The organism is Paenibacillus hemerocallicola, from assembly GCF_006265175.1.
Taxonomy (GTDB): domain Bacteria; phylum Bacillota; class Bacilli; order Paenibacillales; family NBRC-103111; genus Paenibacillus_AB; species Paenibacillus_AB hemerocallicola.
Window position 1 is genome coordinate 1 of the sequence record NZ_VDCQ01000045.1, and the last position, 18084, is coordinate 18084.

The window sequence follows — 18084 nt, forward strand, 5'->3', positions numbered from 1 at the left end:
CTCCAGCTTCTGGATATGCTTGGTAATGATGGCTGATGACATGCCTAATGCCTCAGCGAGCTCACCAATGTTATAAGGCTTCTCATTCAACAATCCAATGATCCGAACTCGCGTTTCGGAAGAAAAGCACTCCAGCACATTCATATTTCTCGGTGTCACGTCTATGATCATACGGCACGCTCCTAACTCATCCAATTGTATAACCAAATTGTTAATTAGTCAACAGACTCCACCCGCTCGAATCATTCTGAAGCGGATGAAAGCAGAAAACAAAAGTGATGGTTCCGCCGCACGAATTGTGCTGAACCAACACGTCACTGGTAATTTGATGCGTGGAGCCTGATTAGTCAACATATACATTAAATATTGACAAAAAAGTAAATAATATCTATCATATTAACTAGTAAGCGATTAAGATAATATATATATTAATCATATGGAAGGGGGTGCGGCGGGGAAAGCCTTTAACCAGTTTGATACAATTCCTAACTAAACGAATGGAGGTTCTTGCACAAACCAAACAAACTGTGTGGAATTGCGAAAGCGGTTTCCTGATCCGAGGTAACGAGTGCTTCACCGGCACAGTGTCAAAAATTAATTTATAAAATTTAACATGGGGGAGATCTAATTGAAAAGGAAGTTGGTACTTACCGCTACAGTCTTAGCGTTGCTCCTGAATATCGGCTGCCAAAGTCAAAATCAGTCCGGCAAAAAAAGCACGAATCTGGCCGAGGTTAGTACGGAACCTGTTACATTAAAGTTTTATGTTGCCTATGGTGCTTTCCCCAAAGAAGAGTTTGAGACTTACTTTATTGAGCCGATCAAAAAAAAATATCCGCATATTACCTTGGAATGGGTTAGCGGCAAGCTGCAGGATTTGATAACAGCGGGTGACGTGCCGGATATTTTGATGGCCGGTTTGCCTGGGATTCCTGGTATACAGGAATTGCAAATCATTGAGGATCTGAACCCGTATATCAAAAAGTTCGGAATGGACCTGTCCAAATACGATCCGGTCACGATTGAAGCCATCAAGAAATTTGGCCAAAAAGGCGAAATGATTGCGCTGCCATTTCGAATGAACATCCCCGCTCTCTTCTATAACAAAGACCTATTTGATAAATTCGGAATCGCTTATCCTAAAGACGGTATGACTTATGAGGAAACTTTCGATTTGGCGCGCAGGCTGACTCGCAGTGACGGAGGCGTTCAATATTTGGGCCTCTACACGGGAGGAGCGGACCGCTTTGCAATGGGGCTTACTTTGCCTTATGTGAACAAGCAGACGAACGAAGCCGCGTTGACAACGGACAGTTGGGTGAAGGTACTGAGCTTGAATAAAACGTTGCATGACATTCCGGGGTATGTGAAGGATGGCAAAATTTCAGGCAACTCGATCGGCGTGTTTGTGAAAGATCAAAAGCTCGCTATGGCCGGCTATTGGGGGGCGGATGTCATCGGCGAAATCGATAAACTGGTCAAGGCCGGTCAGGAGTTTCAATGGGACATGGCAACACTCCCCACGTTTGAGAAGGGCAAGGGCAGCGCATGGCAGGCGGAAGCGCATAACATGCTTGTGACCACAACAAGCAAACATAAGGATCAAGCTTTTCAAGTGGTGTCTCATGTCGCCGGCGAAGAGGTGCAGAAGTTAATCAATAAGAGCGGCGGAATAACGATATTGAAGAAAACGGAAGAAACGAAGAGAGATTACGGCGGGGACTTGGCATTCCTGAAGGGGAAAAATACGAATGCGTTCTTCGCTCTCCTGCCGGGCATGCATGAACATACGAAATATGACCAGAAAGGCAGAAGCTTAATTGTAGAAGCGGCCAACGAGATGATCCTGAAAGGGACCGATGTCAATACCGCCTTGCGGAATGCACAGGAAAAACTGAACCAGTATATCAAAGAACAAACTGCCCTGCAATCGCTGAAGTGACTGATGATTCTCTGGTTTTTCCGTGAAACATTTTACGAGGAGGCAACTGATGAATACGAAGCTCCGCACTATTGTTTCAGGCTGTATGGCGGGCGCTGCAATAGTAATAGGCTTGTCCGGATGCCAATCCCCGGAGGAAATGGAAACGCCGCCACTGAGTCCACCTGGTTGGATGATATGGAGGGGCAGCAGCATTTTCAAAAGGAAGCATTCGGCAAAGGGTTTATGATGATTTCAAAAGAAGCGTCGAAAGAAAATTTTGTAGCGGAGTACAATTTCAAGGGGCAGACTGTTTCTGAGATGGGAATCGGTGCGTGGCTGGGCATGATGTTCTCGTACAAGGACAAGAACAATTACGCCTGCATCTCGATTGATCCTGCAGCCAAAACTGTCAGCCTGGTGCACATGAGAGGCGGAGCTGCAAGCCAGATCGGAGAGCCGGTCAAGCTTTCAGCGGACACTGATTTTACTAAGCTGCACACGATTCGCGTAGAGAAGAACGACAATGAGGTTCGCATCTATTTTGACGGGATGAAAAAGGCGCAAGGCGAGCTGGCGCTTGGCGGCGGTGCGATCGGGTATGTCTATGAGGGAATGGAGCCTGCTTTTTCGTATACCGCATTTAGCAATGACGTGAACGGGAGCAGCGATTTTGAAGTGTTCAAGACAGTGCCTGGGACGATCCAAGCGGTTCATTTTATGAAAGAGGAAAATCGCGGGTATTTGCACAAGGTGCAGCAGAAGGGGATAATCCATATAGAAAAGGCGAAAGGGTGCATATACGGGAGAGCGGAGACGGAGGTTATGCTGCTGAGCTTAAGCAGTCCGGGAACTGGCTGAGCTATAAGGTTAATGTGAAGAGTAGCGGACTTTACGGATTGGATTTAACAATGGGAAAGCTGGCTAAAGAAGCGGCTGTTGAACTATTTTTGGACGGAAAGTCGGTTGGAACATTCGAAATTCCTGCTCACGCAGCAGACATGAAAGAAGCTTGGATCAAGCAAACGATCGGGAACATGCAGCTCACTCAGGGCTTCCATCAGTTGAAAATCAAGCTGGTCAAGGGCGGTATAACGTTTAGATCAATGGAGCTCTTTGAGGCATCGGATGAGAAGGTGCAAATGGTCGATGCTCTTCGCGATCTATCTAAAGTAACGAGGCATGGTAAATGGAATCCGATCGCAAACGGCGTTACGAGTGCAGCCGTATCATCGCATCGACTCCTGAACGGTTTCTTTATCATGCAATCATACAGTTGCTTATACTTGACAAGCAACCGTAGAGTTGCTTATACTCGATATATGAATAGGGACAGAGACGCTATATTCAAAGCGCTAGGCGACTCGAATCGTCGGCTTATATTAGACGAGCTATCCGAACGCAACGAGATTACGTTGTATGAACTTACGGTACGTCTCATTATGAAGCACGACCTTTCCATTTCGCGACAGGCGATTGCTAAACATCTTTCTGCATTGGAAGATGCAGGACTCGTAAAATCAGAAAAAAAGGGAAAATATCGAGTAGTTATATTCAACAACGAACCACTTAAAAATTTGCTGAAAGGATGGATAGAGTAATTTTAATTAAAAACTTCTGACGACTGTATGGGTTTTTCTGATTGGAGCCAGATTGGTAGCAGAGCGCCAACGTCGCAAAATATCAAAGGAGGCAAAAACATTATGAAAATCATTGTTACCAGTATATTCGTTCAAGATCAAGACAAGGCATTGGAGTTTTATACAGAAACGCTAGGCTTTATAAAAAAGCATGACGTTCCAGTCGGTAAATTTAGGTGGATAACGCTTGTTTCTCCCGACGAGCAAGACGGTACCGAACTTTTACTCGAACCGAATGACCATCCTGCCGCCAAAGAATATCAAAAGAAAATATCTGCCGAGGGCATCCCAGCAACAATGTTTGGCGTTGCAGATATTAATGAAGTGTATAAACGATTATTGGAAAACGGCGTGAAGTTTACTATGGAGCCCACAAAAATGGGCGAACTCACAATAGCTGTCTTCGACGATACATGCGGCAACCTTATTCAGATTGTGCAGAAGTAACTTTACGTCGAATTATCTTTGTGCTAAACGACTTTATTGGCAAGTTAACCCTGTCCAATTTTTAGGATGGGGTTACCTTTATAAGGTCTAAACATAAATGAAATTGTTGTTATAAAAGAAAAAAGTCGTTGAGTTAGAACTTAATTGTTGTCCGTATCTTGATGGTACGGGCTTTTTGTTTTCGCCATGTCATCATCGTCCGTCTCCCAGTCCATTGAGCTATTAAAGGTAAGGGGATTCGAGGTTGAAGACATGATGTTCAGTTCCATTAAGTGTAAAAACGGCGCTGTCGGAACGATATTTCTGTCCGATTGCAGCTACCGGTCATTGCCGTATACCGATATTTATTTCGGAACCAAATCTTCGGTGATGTTTAACAGCTCGTCCTATTATACGATTCACTGAATGAGTTTCAGCGGGTAAGTTGGGAATATGAGGTGGACCGACGTATCGAAAAGCATGAATTGAAGAGAGAGGATAACCATATGAAGGAGCATCGCCATTTTGGTCAAGTGATTCAGAGACAGGCGAGTCCGCGAACAACAGGCGAGGATGGAAAGAAAGGTTGCGGCTACAGTGGCGACCTGCCGGCTTGGCCGTAATGGAAACGAAGAAAATGACATAGGAACTATGCAGTGACGGAGTCGGCTTAGCCATTCTGAAGCGATCAAAAAAGAAAAGAACCTGGATAGCTTTACCAAGTTCTTTTTTATTGCACATAAACAGACACGATGATATAATCAGATCACGACTGTTTCGAATTGAATAGTCATAGTTAATGCATCATACACTTTTATCGTACCATGCCGGTAAACTCTTGTCAAATGTTTTTTCTCAATTTAACGGTTAGGAGAGATGTTGAATGAGTTCTTTGGTTCTCGGTTTTCAGGAAATGGAAAAAACGCAGCTTTTGCTCGTTGGCGGAAAAGGGCTACATTTAGGGGAATTATCCAAAATGGATGGAATACAAGTACCGGAAGGATTTTGTGTTACAACTGCGGGTTATCAAAAAGCTATCGAGCAAAACGAAACGTATCATGCTTTGTTGGATCGACTAACCATGCTAAAAGCAGAAGATCGAGATCAGATTGGCGAAATCAGCAGGAACATTCGACAACTCATTATCGAGACAGAAATCCCTTCCGATGTTGTGAAAGCAGTTACTCGCTATCTCTCCCAATTTGGCGAGGAACATGCTTATGCAGTGCGTTCCAGTGCGACTGCTGAAGATTTGCCGCATGCTTCTTTTGCCGGTCAACAAGACACCTATTTAAATATCATCGGCAAAGAATCAATTTTTCAGCATATCAGCAAATGTTGGGCTTCCCTATTTACGGATCGCGCGGTAATTTACCGTATGCAAAATGGATTCGACCACAGTCAAGTTTATTTAGCCGTTATCGTTCAAAGGATGGTTTTCCCGCAGGCTTCGGGGATTTTATTTACCGCCGATCCAATGACCTCCAACCGGAAGTTGCTATCAATCGATGCCAGCTTTGGACTTGGAGAAGCACTGGTCTCAGGCTTGGTATCCGCCGATTGTTATCAAGTACAGGAAGGGGTAATTGTCGACAAGAGGATAGCAACCAAAAAATTGGCTATCTACGGACGGAAGGAAGGCGGAACAGAGACACGGCAGATCGATCCTGATCAGCAGATGTCTCAAACACTCACTGAGCAACAAATTTTACAGCTGGCGCGCATCGGAAGACAGATTGAAGCTTATTTTGGCAGCCCGCAAGATATCGAATGGTGTTTGGCTGATGATACATTTTATATTGTCCAGAGTCGGCCGATCACTACTTTATACCCGATCCCTGAAGCGGTTGATCAAGAAAATCACGTCTATCTATCTGTTGGCCATCAACAAATGATGACAGATCCCATAAAACCATTGGGATTGTCTTTTTACCTGTTAATTACTCCTGCACCTATGCGTAAAGCCGGTGGGAGGTTGTTTGTTGATGTTGCACCTAGGCTGGCTACACCTGTCGGCCGGGAAACTTTATTAAATACTCTGGGATCCGATCCGCTCATAAAAGGCGCACTCATGACCATAATAGAGCGAGATTTTATAAAATTGTTACCAAATGATCAAACAGCACCGATTCCCAACACAAGTAATACAGATATGCTGGCACAATTCGAGAACGATCCGACAATCGTTTCTGATTTGATTAAGCGTAGTCAAACATCGATAGAAGAATTAAAACAAAAGATCCAAACGAAATCAGGAGCAGATTTATTTGATTTTATTCTGGAAGATCTCCAGGAATTAAAGAAGATCTTATTTGACCCAAAAAGTTCAATGGTTTTTATGACTGCTATGAATGCTTCGTCATGGATCAATGAAAAAATGTACGAGTGGCTAGGTGAAAAAAACGCAGCAGATACGCTTTCTCAATCTGTACCAAACAACATTACTTCGGAAATGGGTCTGGCGCTATTGGATGTCGCAGATGTGATTCGTCCTTATCCGGAAGTAATTGATCATTTACAGCATGTAAGAGATGACAACTTTTTGGATGAACTCGTTAAGTTTGATGGTGGACAGGAAACTCGAGACGCTATTTATGATTATCTCAGCAAATACGGAATGCGATGTACCGGAGAAATCGATATTACTAAAACTCGCTGGAGTGAAAAACCAGTTACACTCGTCCCCATGATTCTGGGTAACATCAAAAAATTCGAGCCTAATGCGGGCAATCGGAAATTTGAGCAAGGGCGACAGGAAGCTTTGGAAAAAGAAAAAGAGTTATTGGATCGTTTGAAGCAATTACCGGATGGTGAACAAAAAGCCAAAGAAACTAAACGGATGATCAGCCTGATCCGGAATTTCATCGGTTATCGGGAATATCCGAAATACGGCATGATTAATCGCTACTTCGTATATAAGAAGGCTATACTGAAAGAAGCCGAACAACTCGTAAAAGCCGGCGTTATTCATGAAAAAGAAGATGTATACTATCTCACTTTTGAAGAACTTCATGAAGTCGTGCGCACAAACAAACTTGATTATCAGATCATCAGCAAACGAAAGGACGATTACAATTTTTTTGAAAAACTAACTCCACCACGTGTAATTACGTCTGACGGCGAAATCGTTACAGGTGAGTACAAACGAGAAAATGTGCCAGCCAAAGCGATTGTAGGTCTGCCTGTTTCTTCCGGGTTGATAGAGGGACGAGCACGTGTCATCTTAAGCATGGACGATGCTGATCTGGAAGATGGAGATATATTAGTCACCTCCTTTACTGACCCTGGCTGGACACCATTGTTTGTTTCCATAAAAGGTCTGGTCACCGAAGTTGGTGGACTGATGACCCATGGAGCAGTTATCGCACGCGAATATGGCTTGCCGGCAGTGGTCGGGGTGGAAAATGCCACCAAGCTGATAAAGGATGGGCAACGAATTCGCGTGCATGGAACGGAAGGGTATATCGAAATATTGTAAGGCGTTCGTCCGAGTTTCAAGTTGATCGGATTGTTTGACATCATGAAGTTGCCGCAAAAGAAACGGGAACTTCGCTATGTTATTTTTCATAATCATACAAAAGGGGGTATTGGCTTTGGGCAAAAAGGTAGATTACAAAAAAGATTATAAGCAACTCTATATGCCAAAAACGTTGCCGGAAATTGTAATAGTGCCGAGAATGCCATTTTTTATGGTTAGTGGTTCTGGGGACCCTAACGGCGAGGAATTCGCCATGGCAACAGAAGCTTTGTACAGTATGAGTTATGCAGTGAGAATGTCTTACAAAAGTGAAGATGTGCCGGCCGGATACTATGAATATACGGTTTTTCCACTTGAGGGCGAATGGGACTTGCTTGATCGGTCAAAGCCCGCGACGGACAAAAGCAATTTTAAATACACAATTATGATACGCCAACCCGATTTTTTGACCGAAGAGCATTTCGAGCGATTTTTGGAACAGTCGAAAAGGAAAAGGGCAAATCGATTCCTTGAGAAAATTCGGTTTGAACATGTCGAAGATGGATGGAGTTGTCAAATGATGCATATTGGAAGCTTTGACGATGAACCGAAAAGTTTTGCTCGAATGGAAGAGTTTTGTACAGAACAGGGATTTACTCGTTCAAGTAAAATTCATCGGGAAATTTATTTGTCGGATCCCCGTAAGACTGAACCGTCAAAGTTGAAAACGGTGTTGCGATTCCCTGTAACGCGAAACGATATCCGGAAGTAAAATACAACTTCCCCCTAAACAAACGGATACGATAAGAGTTCAGATTGCCGCCTCGGGACACAAAAAACAGGCCTCTCTAAAGGAGGCCTGCCACTCCATGCCTATATCCCCCCGAACTCCACCGTAATGGGAAGAAGCGACAATGGAGGCGGCAGCAGCAGTTTATCCATTCCATCTTCCGACCGCAAATGACGGCGGAAGCCCTGCTTCTCCGCTAATGACGGATGGAAAAACGCCGCTGCGTCTGGTACAGTGTTAGAGTGCTGTTGTCTTCGGATTATCGTTCGATTCCAAAGCAGCATTGATCGTTCAGGCGGAGGGGAGAGACGTGTCACTGTACAATCTGCACGACGTGATGGCGCTATGGAACCATGCGCACATTAAAGTGCTGGATATACGAAGGTCGGTCGTGCTGCCGGGCGAGAGCGCGCGGTTTTTCCGTTTGCCTGCCAGCATGTTTCTGTTTATGGCGAACGGCCGAGGGCTGCTGCTGCTTGACGGGGAGTCCCATGCGCTGGACAACAGCTACGTCGGACATGCGGGCAAAGGCGCATCGCTCGAAATCGACCATGTCACGGAGCTGATCGACTATTATATAGTGTACTACAAAGCGGTCATGGCGCTGCCTTGCCGACAGGAACTGCTGGAGCTGTACCGCAGCAGCAGCAGCAGCCCTTTCCTGAAGCCATACGGCTTTTCCCCGGTCAATGCGCTGCAGCTGTACAAGCAGCTTGAACAGATGGACCGGCATTGGCAGCTCGACGACCCGCTGGAGAAGTTCCATGTCCGTGCGATGTTCCACGAATGGGTGTATGAGGTGATGAGCCAGCTGCGGCGGGTGGAGAACGCGCCTGTCGTCCAAACCGATCCGATCAGTCGAGCCATCCGTTACATAGAATCGCATTACGCGGAAGACTTCGATCTGCGCGAGCTTGCCGAGCTGCTCGCCTGCAGTCCGAGACAGCTGCAGAGGCTGTTCAAGGAGCAGGTGGAGATGGGCCCGATGGAATATTTGATTCAGGTGCGGCTGGAGCAGGCGCAGCGGCTGCTGACGGACACGGGGGCCACTGTCAAGGAAATTGCCGAAGCGGTCGGGTATGTGGACTTTTACTATTTCAGCCGGGCGTTCAAAAAACAGTACGGCGTATCGCCGATGCATTACCGACGCCAGCGTCGCATTCGTTCATCTTTTGTGTCGCATCCCTCCATTGGCTCAGGGAGCGATCTCTCGTATAGTTATATTGATGATGAAAATCATTATCAATATATCCGCGAAGGGGACGCACACATGTACGCAAGAAGCAGATTGCTGGCTGTAAATGTTATGCTCGTACTAATGCTTATATTGGGGGCTTGCTCTGGCGGGACAAGCGCTCCGAGCAACGCCGGTTCGCCGACCGGACAGCCGTCCGAAAATTCCGCAACCTCGCCGGCCCAGTCCGCGCGGCAGAAAGCTTACCCGGTCACCGTCAAGCATGCCAGGGGAGAGTTCACGCTGGAGCAGAAGCCGCAGCGGATCGCCGTGCTTGACGTCCAATACATCGACCAGTTGGTCACGCTCGACGAGCGTCCATCGGCCAGCGTCAAAGCCGCGGGCGGAGCGACGGATTTTCCGGAATATTTGAATGACAAACTGTCCAATGTCAAGGTGCTCGGGACTTACCAGGAACCGAGTCTGGAAGCGATTCTGGCGTCCAATCCGGACTTTATCATCTGCACGGAAGTGCATGAAGCGATCTATGGAAGCTTGTCCAAAATTGCGCCGACCGTCATGCTCATGCGCAACGAGGATTGGCGGGACACGCTGATTACAATCGGGAAGCTGATGGGCAAGGAGCAGGAGGCGAAGCAGGTCGTCCAGGCCTATAAGGAAAAAACGGCGAAGCTGTCCGCCAATCTGGCCTCCAAGCTGAACGGTCAGACGGTAGCGCTCATCCGGCCGCGCGACGATATGATTCGCGTCCATACCCCGGAGCATCGTACTGGCGCGGTCTTGTATCAAGATTTGGGGCTGCCGGTACCCAAAGCCGTTACCGAAGCAGACGATACCGCCTACCACATTTCGCTTGAGGCACTGGCCGACGTCGGTGCGAACCATTATTTCCTGCTGACCGACGAGATGTTCAAGGGATTGGTGCAGCAATTCCAAAGCACAACGACGTGGCAATCGCTCGAACCGGTCAAAAACAAGCGCGTCTATACGGTGGACACCACGATGTGGATCGGCTATTACGGTCCAATGGCGATCAATCTGATCGTGGATCAGGTGGCGGAAGCGCTGCTGGGCAAGTCGTAAGATGAGCAGCGAGACGCTTCCGAAAGAGTGGCAGGAACGGGTCGCACCTTACTGCATGGGAGCGCATGATCCCATGCGCCTGTACCGGCGTACGACGCGTGTCTCAGACCTGCTTGGGCGAGAACGATGCGAGGCTTATCTCGATTGGCTGGGAGACTATATCGGTTCGCCGTCGCGCAGAGTGACGGCGTCCACCTTGGCCAAGCGATACGCCTTTCTCGTCGCGGCTCCTGTCCTAGCAGCTATGACAACAGAGAATCAGGTACTGGAGTTCACGCCAGACCAGTGCATCCTGGAGACAACAGAGCAGCAGGCGCAGCAGCCGAACGGTACGCGGCTTCCGAGTTTGGGACTGACCGGTTGGCGCATTGCGGAGGCTTCGGCCGACCAGCGCTCCCGGTGGCGCGAGCGGGTTATGCGGTCGCTGTTCGCCGGCCATGTGACGCCGCTGTTTCACGCCTTGTCTGCCACTGCAAAGGTTCCGCTCGTTCTGTTGTGGGAAAACGCCATGGTGCGCATCGTGCCCTTGTTCGAAGATCTGCTGGAGCAAGCGGGCGACGGACCCGACGCCTGCCGGATTCGAGAGGACTTCGACACCGTCGTACGCACATCCCCCGGCGACTGGTTCGGCGAAGCGCGCAATCCGCTCGCCGCCCTGAGCAGCCGTTACGGGGAAGCAAGCGCCGGACAGGCCCCGAGGCGCAGACGCACTTGTTGTCTGTATGTCGAAATCTCGGGTGAATACTGCCGGGCATGTCCGATTGAGCCGGGATGAGCGTAGCGCGGCAGCGCTCTGCTGCCCGGCACGGCACGTCCGGCTCCCCGTCGGGCTGTATAGATGTGGCGGCAAAAAACTTGATGATACTTTGCCAGAGGAACACCTCGGGTTATCTGACTAATAGCTTATCAAACTCCACTCCGTATTTATTGAAGATGGCCTTGTATTTATTTTCGAATATAGTCCATCGCTGTTCCGTTCCATACTTCTCCTGCAAAGCCTTCAAATATTGTTTAGCCGCTGCTACATCTTTGGATTGTAATAGCAAATGAAAGCTCTCTTCGCCCAGATGTAAAAATGGACCTGAAGTATAATAATCTACAATGGATCTGGCACTGGTCATAGTATCAAAGAAATGAGTAACCTCTTCTAATCCGCTTAGCAGCGTTTTTCTTAAATCCTCCATATTCGTATCAGGAGTGATTGCAAATCGATCTGGAACAGACTCAACAATTTCCTTAATTCTTGCTCTGAAGTGACACTCCGCTTCTTGAGGTGCTGTCAGAATCTCTCTCGATTGTATCTGTGCCAACTCCGCTGCATAAATACCGCAGTTCACATAAAACATTACATTGTCCGCTGAATTGCCGGAGGATTTTTGGAAATTGAACATGTAAATGAGGCTTTCTGTTATCTTATAGAAATTCAAACTCTTCTTTGCGAAACCATGCTTGGAAAGGAACGGCTTTACGTCCTGCTTAATCATATCGCTAAAGAGCCGCTGCAACAGGATCCCTCCTAGAAGATTACTATAGATTTTTTATTCCAATACGTATTTGCTAAGACTTTCGAAGAGAGCTTACCCGAAGGCGATGCGTCAGACAGCGAACACGCGACTATACGAGCGGTACATGGCGGTTCGACGTCAGCACCTACTGCAAAGCCTATCGGAACCAAGGTCTGACTGGTCTTGAATTGGAAGTGTCGCCAGGCAAATTATAGCACGGCGATTGCCTACGGTTCCAGCAGGGTGATGAGCTCCCCGAGAATCAGCTGGATCAGTGTGAGCCTCTCTGGCTTCACCGACCGAAGACCTGCATATCCTCGGACGTTATCGCTTTGATCACTTCCATAGCCGCATCTTTGTTTTGCGCCATTGAGGTAATCGCTATCGTAATCGGAAGCGACTGCGAGCCGGTATTCGGCATCGACGTTATTGTCGGTAACGAGACCAGGTCCCAATCGATCAAAGCTATATCCTCCGGATTGTCGAACGGGAATTGCGAGTTGAATGCGAGCATAGCGATTTCTTGCGTATTCGTAAACTCCTGCCGGTAAGGCAGCCGTTTTAACTGCACCGTCCGGTTTTTCAGCGCGGGATCGCTGCCGAATGCCAAGAAGTAGGCTTGGTACAGCTGTTGCCACTCGCTATCGAGAAATGTCGGCTTCATCGTTTTCTGATCCAAGTAAGGCTTGGAAAGCTGCTTGCTGCTTAACACATGGAGCGGCGATGCGACAAAGCCGAATATCGCTTGACCGCCGTCGCTGCGGGTCATTTTTTTGGATAGCTCGGCCGTTTCTTCCCAGGTCATGCCGTTTTTCGGATAAGGCACGCCGAATTTATCAAACAGCCCCTTATTGTAAAACACCCGATTTGCTGCATGATGCCAGCAGCATAACAAGCATTAAAGCGGTTACCCCGTTCCGGAGAACATGCCCCGCGATTTTGCGGCTCGAATCCCTAAGATCGTTCATCGTATTTCTCCCCCTTATGTAGAATAATCATGATCAATATAATTCGGGCGGCAGGCGCGCGGTGTTTCGCTGCATGACGGCGGTCGGTCATTCCGTTTCTTTACTCTTATACGGCTAATTTATTTAACTTCACGTTTCAGGACCAGTATGACGGTTCGCCGGCCTATATGATCGAGTATGACGCGTCCTTGCTGACCGATCTGAGACAGTCCGGTTTTAACACGAATACGCGCACCCGCCTGTTCAGCCATAACCGATTTATGTCGGGCCAAATCGGCGCATTGCCGAACCGGTTGTCCGACGTGCCCGGCATATTTTTCACCGAGGACCCTTTCGGTTACGGCCAAGAGCAGGAGCAGCCGATCGCGTATAAGGGGACAGTTGATTTGGAAAATCGTGAGATTCACCATAATGATATGTGAAATCGCTATATATCGCCGGATTAACGAAAAGTACAATATCGATTAGAGACATATACTTGTCGTTTTATTGCATTGTATCTTCAAGTTAGTGGTCGGAGGTGTTCTAATGGGGACTGGAAAAAAACAACTGCGGGTCGGGATGATCGGTTATGGCATGATGGGGCTCGTTCACAGCAGAGCATACCGCGCGCTGCCTCTTCATGCCCACACGGAAGTCGTACCCGTTCTTCAAGCCATATGCGGACGGGATGAGAAAAGGGTTCGGCAAGCGGCGGAGAAGATGGGGTGGGCGTATTATGAAACGGATTGGCGCCGTCTGATCGAAAGAGATGATATTGATCTCATCGATATCGGAACTCCCAACCATATGCATGCGGAGATTGCTATCGCCGCAGCAAAAGCAGGCAAGCACATTTTGTGCGAAAAACCTCTTGCGATGAATTTGGAGGAAGCGCATCAAGTACTGCAGGAGGCGCAAAAGTCGGGGATTGTCCATATGGTCTCCTTCAATTATAGGTATACACCCGCCCTGCAATATGCCAAACAACTCATCGTCTCAGGACGGTTGGGCAATATCCGTCACGTACGCGCAGCATTTCTGCAGGATTGGGCACTCGACCCGACAGCCCCGCTGGAATGGAGGTTCAATAAACAATTAAGCGGTTCCGGAGCGCTTGGAGATCTAATGTCACATTCCTTCGACCTCGCCCGTTTTCTCGTCGGTGAAGTCGATCGGGTAACAGGATATGCTCGAACCTTTATTGAGGAGCGTTCCCTGCTTCAACAACCGGAAGGTGTAAACGTGCCCGCTATGGGAGCAGTCCAAGTGGATGATTGTGCGGGAGTGCTGGCCGAATTTGCAAACGGGGCAACAGGAGTGTTCGAAACGACGCGGATTGCCGGAGGAAACGGGCTGGATGGGAACCGCATCGAAATTAACGGGGACAGAGGGTAGATCCGCTGGAACATGATGCGGCTCAATGAGCTCGAGTTGTTTTTGGCGGATGAAGAAAAGTCCCGATGGGGTTTTCGCACGATAACCTCCACTCGGGAAAAGAATCACCCTTATGCGGAAAACTACTGGGTATCGGTCGGATATCAGGACTTGTTTGTAAACCTGTTGATCGATTTGATGAACGGGGTTGCACAGGGGAAAAGTCCATCGCCAAATTTCGAAGATGGACTCCGCAACCAAAAAATATTGGATGCAGTGGAGAAATCAGTGTTAAACGGACAGTGGGTATCTGTGAATTAAAAACATGATCCAGCGTGTGCGAAGTTTAGAGTCCAATAGGAGGTTTCCATGATCAGACTTGGTGGAGGAATGGGGATTCAAAAGGCGTCGGATAACCCATATGAAAACGGAAAAAACCAGAAGCAGTTCGCCGAGTCGGATCCTTATGAGATTGCCAGAGCGCATAAGAAGTTCGGGTATAGTGCAGCTTTTTGCCCGGCTGTGTCCATGAACGACATGGCCCGCATCAAGGAGATTCGCGAGGCATTCGAGCTAGAAGATGTGATGATTGCCGAAGTAGGGGCATGGCGGAATTTGATCGATCAGGATTTGCAAAGAAGGCAGCAGAACCTGGATTTCGTATGTGATAAATTGGCAGCGGCCGAAGAAGTCGGCGCGAAGTGCTGCGTCGATTTTATCGGTTCCATCTTGTCTAATGAAAATAAAGGTCTTCCTATGCTTCCCTTCGATCCGCATCCGTTCAACTTGTCAGAAGAGGGCTTTGAATTAACAGTAGAAACGGTACGGAATATCATTGACGCGGTGAAACCGAAACGGACCAAATTCGCCCTCGAATTTATGCAATGGCAGCTTCCCGACAGTGCCGAATCATGTCTGGAATTGATTCGAGCGGTAGACAGACCGCAATTTGCCGCCCATATGGACCCGTGCAATATCATCCTTACTCCGAGGCAATATTTCGACAATGGCGCTCTCATCAGGAATGCTTTTCAATTGCTCGGGCCCTACATCGTCAGTTGTCATGCAAAGGATCTTCATATGAGGAGCCAGTTGGCGTTGCACTTGGACGAAGTGATCCCGGGGAAAGGCGTTCTGGATTACCGGACTTTTTTAACCGAGATTGATAAATTACCGGGTCAAATTCCGCTTTTGCTGGAACACCTGAATATTTCCGAGGAGTATGCGCAAGGAAGAGATTATATAGTAAGCGTCGGTAGAGATGTCGGGGTAAACTTCTATTCTTATTCTTGATTCACCCATGATAGGGAGAGAAAAAGATGAACATTCATGAGGAATTGCTGGAAGAAGGGAAAGGCGTATTAAGGCTTGCTCCGACGTGGGTTCCGCGTTCGTTCTGCCGACCGGGAAAACGGATCAAGCTTCATCCGGAAGATTACTACAGCCTTGGGTTAACCCGGGGAGGAATCGACGAACGGTGGTTATCGTCCACGACGCATGCCGAGAACGGGCCGAACACGCCGGAAGATGAAGGGATGAGCTATGTCGTATCGGCTGACGGAAGCAAACGCGTGCTGCTCAAGGAGATGGTTGAACAACTGAAGGGGCAAGTCATCGGCGATGATATTTGGGAAAAGCACCGGGGATGGCCCATGTATTCGAAATTGTTCGACAACCTTGGTCCGTTGCCGCATCACGTCCATCATAACGACGAAGCGGCTGCGCGAGTAGGTCAAAAAGGAAAGCATGAAATGTATTTCTATCCTTCACAACTGAACAACCACGGCGGCGAGTTTCCGTATACATTCTTCGGATTCAACCCTGGCGTTACTAAGGAGCAAGTGAAGGAAACGCTAGTGAAATTTACAAAAGACGACAATCGAATCACAAACTTATCCCGTTCTTATAGATTGACATTGGATACAGGTTTTGATGTGCCTCCGGGCATTCTTCATGCGCCAGGCAGCCTGTGTACCTATGAGCCGCAATTCGCCTCGGACGTTTACGCCATGTACCAGTCCGTATTGCATGGCGAGCATGACGTACCGGAACCATTGCTCTGGAAGGACACGCCTCCGGAAGAAATAGGGAACTTCGATTATTTGATCGGCATTCTTGATTGGGAGAACAACATTCATCCTGATTTTTACCAAAAGTACTTTATGTCTCCCAAGCCAGTGCGTCCAATCGAAGCGATGCAAGCACAAGGATATGTGGAAGAATGGATTTGCTATAAATGCAAGCAGGTATCTGCCAAACGTCTGACGGTCTTGCCCGGAGAGACGGTAATCATCCGTGACAGCGCAGCGTACGGTTTATACATGCTGCAAGGATACGGCAAACTCGGTGTTTGGGATATCGAAACGCCTGCTTTGATCCGGTACGGTCAATTAACGAACGATGAATATTTCGTAAGCGCACCTGCGGCAAAAGCCGGCGTAACCATCTCGAATCATTCGAAGACCGATCCCATTGTTCTTCTCAAGCATTTTTCCGAGAACAGCGACTTGACATTATTGGGCAAGGGAACGAAAGGTTCATGTTGAAGAAGTTCAAGCAGCAATGGATCGACTGTTTAATAAAACTATAAGGTAGAAAGCGGGAAGAACATGGCGAAGCATTCGACGGTGCAGATTGGATTAGGCGCTAGAGGCAAAACCCAATTAATGGCATTTTTAGATAATCCCGATTATTTCGAGATTGTAGGGATATGCGATATTTTTCCGGAAAGTGTCGAAAAAGCAGGCAAACAATTTTCCATCGATGAATCTAGACGGTATACGAATGCAGAAACAATGCTAGGCGAGTTGAGGCCGGATATCATGGCATTTGCCACAATGCCGGATGTACGCATTGAAATGGTTGAATTGGCTGTCAAATATGGGGTGAAAGGCCTGATGTTTGAAAAGCCGATGGCCACTACTTTGGAGGATGCGCGCTATATTACGGATTTATGCAATAAAAACGGCATTAAGGCGGTCGTATGTCATCAGCATAAATATCTTGCTTCCTTTCTAAAGCTTCGTGAAATGATCGATTCGGGTGAACTTGGAGAAATTTATCAGATCGATGCGGCCTGCCAGGCACATGCGTCGCAGCTGGGAACCCATTATATCGATTATATTTTATGGGCGAATAACAATCATAAGGCATTGAGTGTCGTAGGACATGTGCACGGAGACTTTTTCTTGAAGGACCACCACCCGTCGCCTGATTTTGTATTGGGTGAAATTGCTTTTGAGAACGGTGTGCGGTCCTACTTCGACTGCGGCTATTTTTCAAAGCCGAAAACCAAACACAATGTCGGTTTCACCTATAAAGTGACAGAATCTCAATATTGGACCGATGACCGGCTGACCGTTTATGGAACGACCGGATACGCTTGGGCTGAATGCAACGGCCGTTGGGCCGCCTTTACTCCGCGTACCGGCGGTCAGGTTGTTTCGGGTCATTGTCAGAATTTCTCCGATGAGCAACATCCTGCCCAAGCCAGATATACGCGTGATTTTGCGCTTTGGATGGACGAAGATTCGAAAGTGCATTCCAGCAACCTCAATACCGCTTATCACGGATACGAAATTTTGGAATCCATGTATATGAGCGCTTTGGAGAGAACGAGAATAGATTTGCCGGTTACTTTTCCGCTAGAGTATGATGCTTTGGCAGAATTGAAGAAAATGTTAACGTCGGTAACCTATAAGAAATTTGAATAGTCAGTGTTTAAGGCGGAGTACGCCAAGCTG

General features: G+C 47.7%; 15 protein-coding genes and 2 pseudogenes. 14 read left to right on the forward strand and 3 right to left on the reverse strand.

The features are described from left to right. Window positions 1-171, reverse strand: a 171-nt coding sequence (locus tag FE784_RS26085) for an ArsR family transcriptional regulator (RefSeq protein WP_139605198.1), incomplete at its 3' end; no start/stop codon positions are given. Window positions 172-628: 457 nt separating this feature from the next. Between FE784_RS26085 and FE784_RS26090 the strand changes: the two genes are divergently transcribed. The 9 genes and pseudogenes from FE784_RS26090 to FE784_RS26125 all read left to right on the forward strand — a co-directional run bounded on the left by FE784_RS26090 (window position 629) and on the right by FE784_RS26125 (window position 11287). Then, on the forward strand, window positions 629-1942 hold the full coding sequence (locus FE784_RS26090) for an ABC transporter substrate-binding protein (protein ID WP_139605199.1): 1314 nt from the start codon (window positions 629-631) through the stop codon (window positions 1940-1942). A gap of 3 nt (window positions 1943-1945) precedes the next feature. Further along, window positions 1946-2782, forward strand: a complete 837-nt coding sequence (locus FE784_RS26095) for a hypothetical protein (protein WP_139605200.1) — start codon at window positions 1946-1948, stop codon at window positions 2780-2782. Further along, window positions 2716-2961: pseudogene (locus FE784_RS42065) on the forward strand (carbohydrate-binding protein); the annotation flags it as partial. The gene FE784_RS26095 and the pseudogene FE784_RS42065, both read left to right, overlap by 67 nt. Before the next feature lie 282 nt (window positions 2962-3243). Continuing rightward, a complete protein-coding gene (locus tag FE784_RS42070) occupies window positions 3244-3522 on the forward strand; it encodes an ArsR/SmtB family transcription factor (RefSeq protein ID WP_246132186.1) in 279 nt (92 codons plus the stop codon). Window positions 3523-3624: 102 nt separating this feature from the next. Next, window positions 3625-4008 (forward strand): VOC family protein, encoded by a 384-nt coding sequence (locus tag FE784_RS26105; RefSeq protein WP_139605202.1) that lies wholly within the window; start codon window positions 3625-3627, stop codon window positions 4006-4008. An 862-nt stretch (window positions 4009-4870) separates the two neighbouring features. After that, window positions 4871-7465: a phosphoenolpyruvate synthase gene (gene ppsA / locus FE784_RS26110; RefSeq protein ID WP_139605203.1), complete on the forward strand. Its 2595-nt coding sequence runs from the start codon at window positions 4871-4873 to the stop codon at window positions 7463-7465. A 115-nt stretch (window positions 7466-7580) separates the two neighbouring features. Further along, a complete protein-coding gene (locus tag FE784_RS26115; protein WP_218103813.1) occupies window positions 7581-8216 on the forward strand; it encodes a GyrI-like domain-containing protein in 636 nt (211 codons plus the stop codon). A gap of 328 nt (window positions 8217-8544) precedes the next feature. Then, on the forward strand, window positions 8545-10512 hold the full coding sequence (locus FE784_RS26120; protein ID WP_246132180.1) for an AraC family transcriptional regulator: 1968 nt from the start codon (window positions 8545-8547) through the stop codon (window positions 10510-10512). A 1-nt stretch (window position 10513) separates the two neighbouring features. Then, window positions 10514-11287 (forward strand): IucA/IucC family C-terminal-domain containing protein, encoded by a 774-nt coding sequence (locus FE784_RS26125; RefSeq protein WP_139605205.1) that lies wholly within the window; start codon window positions 10514-10516, stop codon window positions 11285-11287. A gap of 112 nt (window positions 11288-11399) precedes the next feature. On the opposite strand, the gene FE784_RS26130 is transcribed toward FE784_RS26125, so the two are convergent. Both FE784_RS26130 and FE784_RS26135 read right to left on the reverse strand, forming a co-directional pair. Continuing rightward, the gene (locus FE784_RS26130) at window positions 11400-12020 is read right to left on the reverse strand and encodes a DUF4304 domain-containing protein (protein WP_139605206.1); all 621 of its coding nucleotides are present in this window, start codon (window positions 12018-12020) and stop codon (window positions 11400-11402) included. A 289-nt stretch (window positions 12021-12309) separates the two neighbouring features. Then, window positions 12310-12879: an extracellular solute-binding protein gene (locus tag FE784_RS26135; RefSeq protein ID WP_176706525.1), complete on the reverse strand. Its 570-nt coding sequence runs from the start codon at window positions 12877-12879 to the stop codon at window positions 12310-12312. Between the two features lie 273 nt (window positions 12880-13152). On the opposite strand from FE784_RS26135, the gene FE784_RS26140 reads away from it, so the two are divergent. From FE784_RS26140 to FE784_RS26160, 5 genes and pseudogenes are all read left to right on the forward strand, one after another. Beyond that, window positions 13153-13407 (forward strand): hypothetical protein, encoded by a 255-nt coding sequence (locus tag FE784_RS26140; protein WP_139605208.1) that lies wholly within the window; start codon window positions 13153-13155, stop codon window positions 13405-13407. Between the two features lie 139 nt (window positions 13408-13546). Next, window positions 13547-14662, forward strand: a pseudogene (locus tag FE784_RS26145) (Gfo/Idh/MocA family protein). Window positions 14663-14710: 48 nt separating this feature from the next. After that, entirely contained in the window at window positions 14711-15634 is a 924-nt protein-coding gene (locus tag FE784_RS26150; protein ID WP_218103814.1) for a sugar phosphate isomerase/epimerase family protein, read from the forward strand. A 242-nt stretch (window positions 15635-15876) separates the two neighbouring features. Next, the gene (locus tag FE784_RS26155; RefSeq protein ID WP_218103815.1) at window positions 15877-16887 is read left to right on the forward strand and encodes a cupin domain-containing protein; all 1011 of its coding nucleotides are present in this window, start codon (window positions 15877-15879) and stop codon (window positions 16885-16887) included. Between the two features lie 63 nt (window positions 16888-16950). Beyond that, window positions 16951-18054, forward strand: a complete 1104-nt coding sequence (locus FE784_RS26160; protein WP_139605210.1) for a Gfo/Idh/MocA family protein — start codon at window positions 16951-16953, stop codon at window positions 18052-18054. The last annotated feature ends 30 nt before the right edge of the window (window positions 18055-18084 follow it).

Bases quoted from the DNA above. Each gene is read 5' to 3' on its own strand.
- ppsA (WP_139605203.1), top strand. From the start codon at position 4,871: ATGAGTTCTTTGGTTCTCGGTTTTCAGGAAATGGAAAAAACGCAGCTT.
- FE784_RS26140 (WP_139605208.1), top strand. From the start codon at position 13,153: ATGATCGAGTATGACGCGTCCTTGCTGACCGATCTGAGACAGTCCGGT.
- FE784_RS26155 (WP_218103815.1), top strand. From the start codon at position 15,877: ATGAGCTATGTCGTATCGGCTGACGGAAGCAAACGCGTGCTGCTCAAG.
- FE784_RS42070 (WP_246132186.1), top strand. From the start codon at position 3,244: ATGAATAGGGACAGAGACGCTATATTCAAAGCGCTAGGCGACTCGAAT.
- FE784_RS26160 (WP_139605210.1), top strand. From the start codon at position 16,951: ATGGCGAAGCATTCGACGGTGCAGATTGGATTAGGCGCTAGAGGCAAA.
- FE784_RS26105 (WP_139605202.1), top strand. From the start codon at position 3,625: ATGAAAATCATTGTTACCAGTATATTCGTTCAAGATCAAGACAAGGCA.
- FE784_RS26150 (WP_218103814.1), top strand. From the start codon at position 14,711: ATGATCAGACTTGGTGGAGGAATGGGGATTCAAAAGGCGTCGGATAAC.
- FE784_RS26125 (WP_139605205.1), top strand. From the start codon at position 10,514: ATGAGCAGCGAGACGCTTCCGAAAGAGTGGCAGGAACGGGTCGCACCT.
- FE784_RS26095 (WP_139605200.1), top strand. From the start codon at position 1,946: ATGATTCTCTGGTTTTTCCGTGAAACATTTTACGAGGAGGCAACTGAT.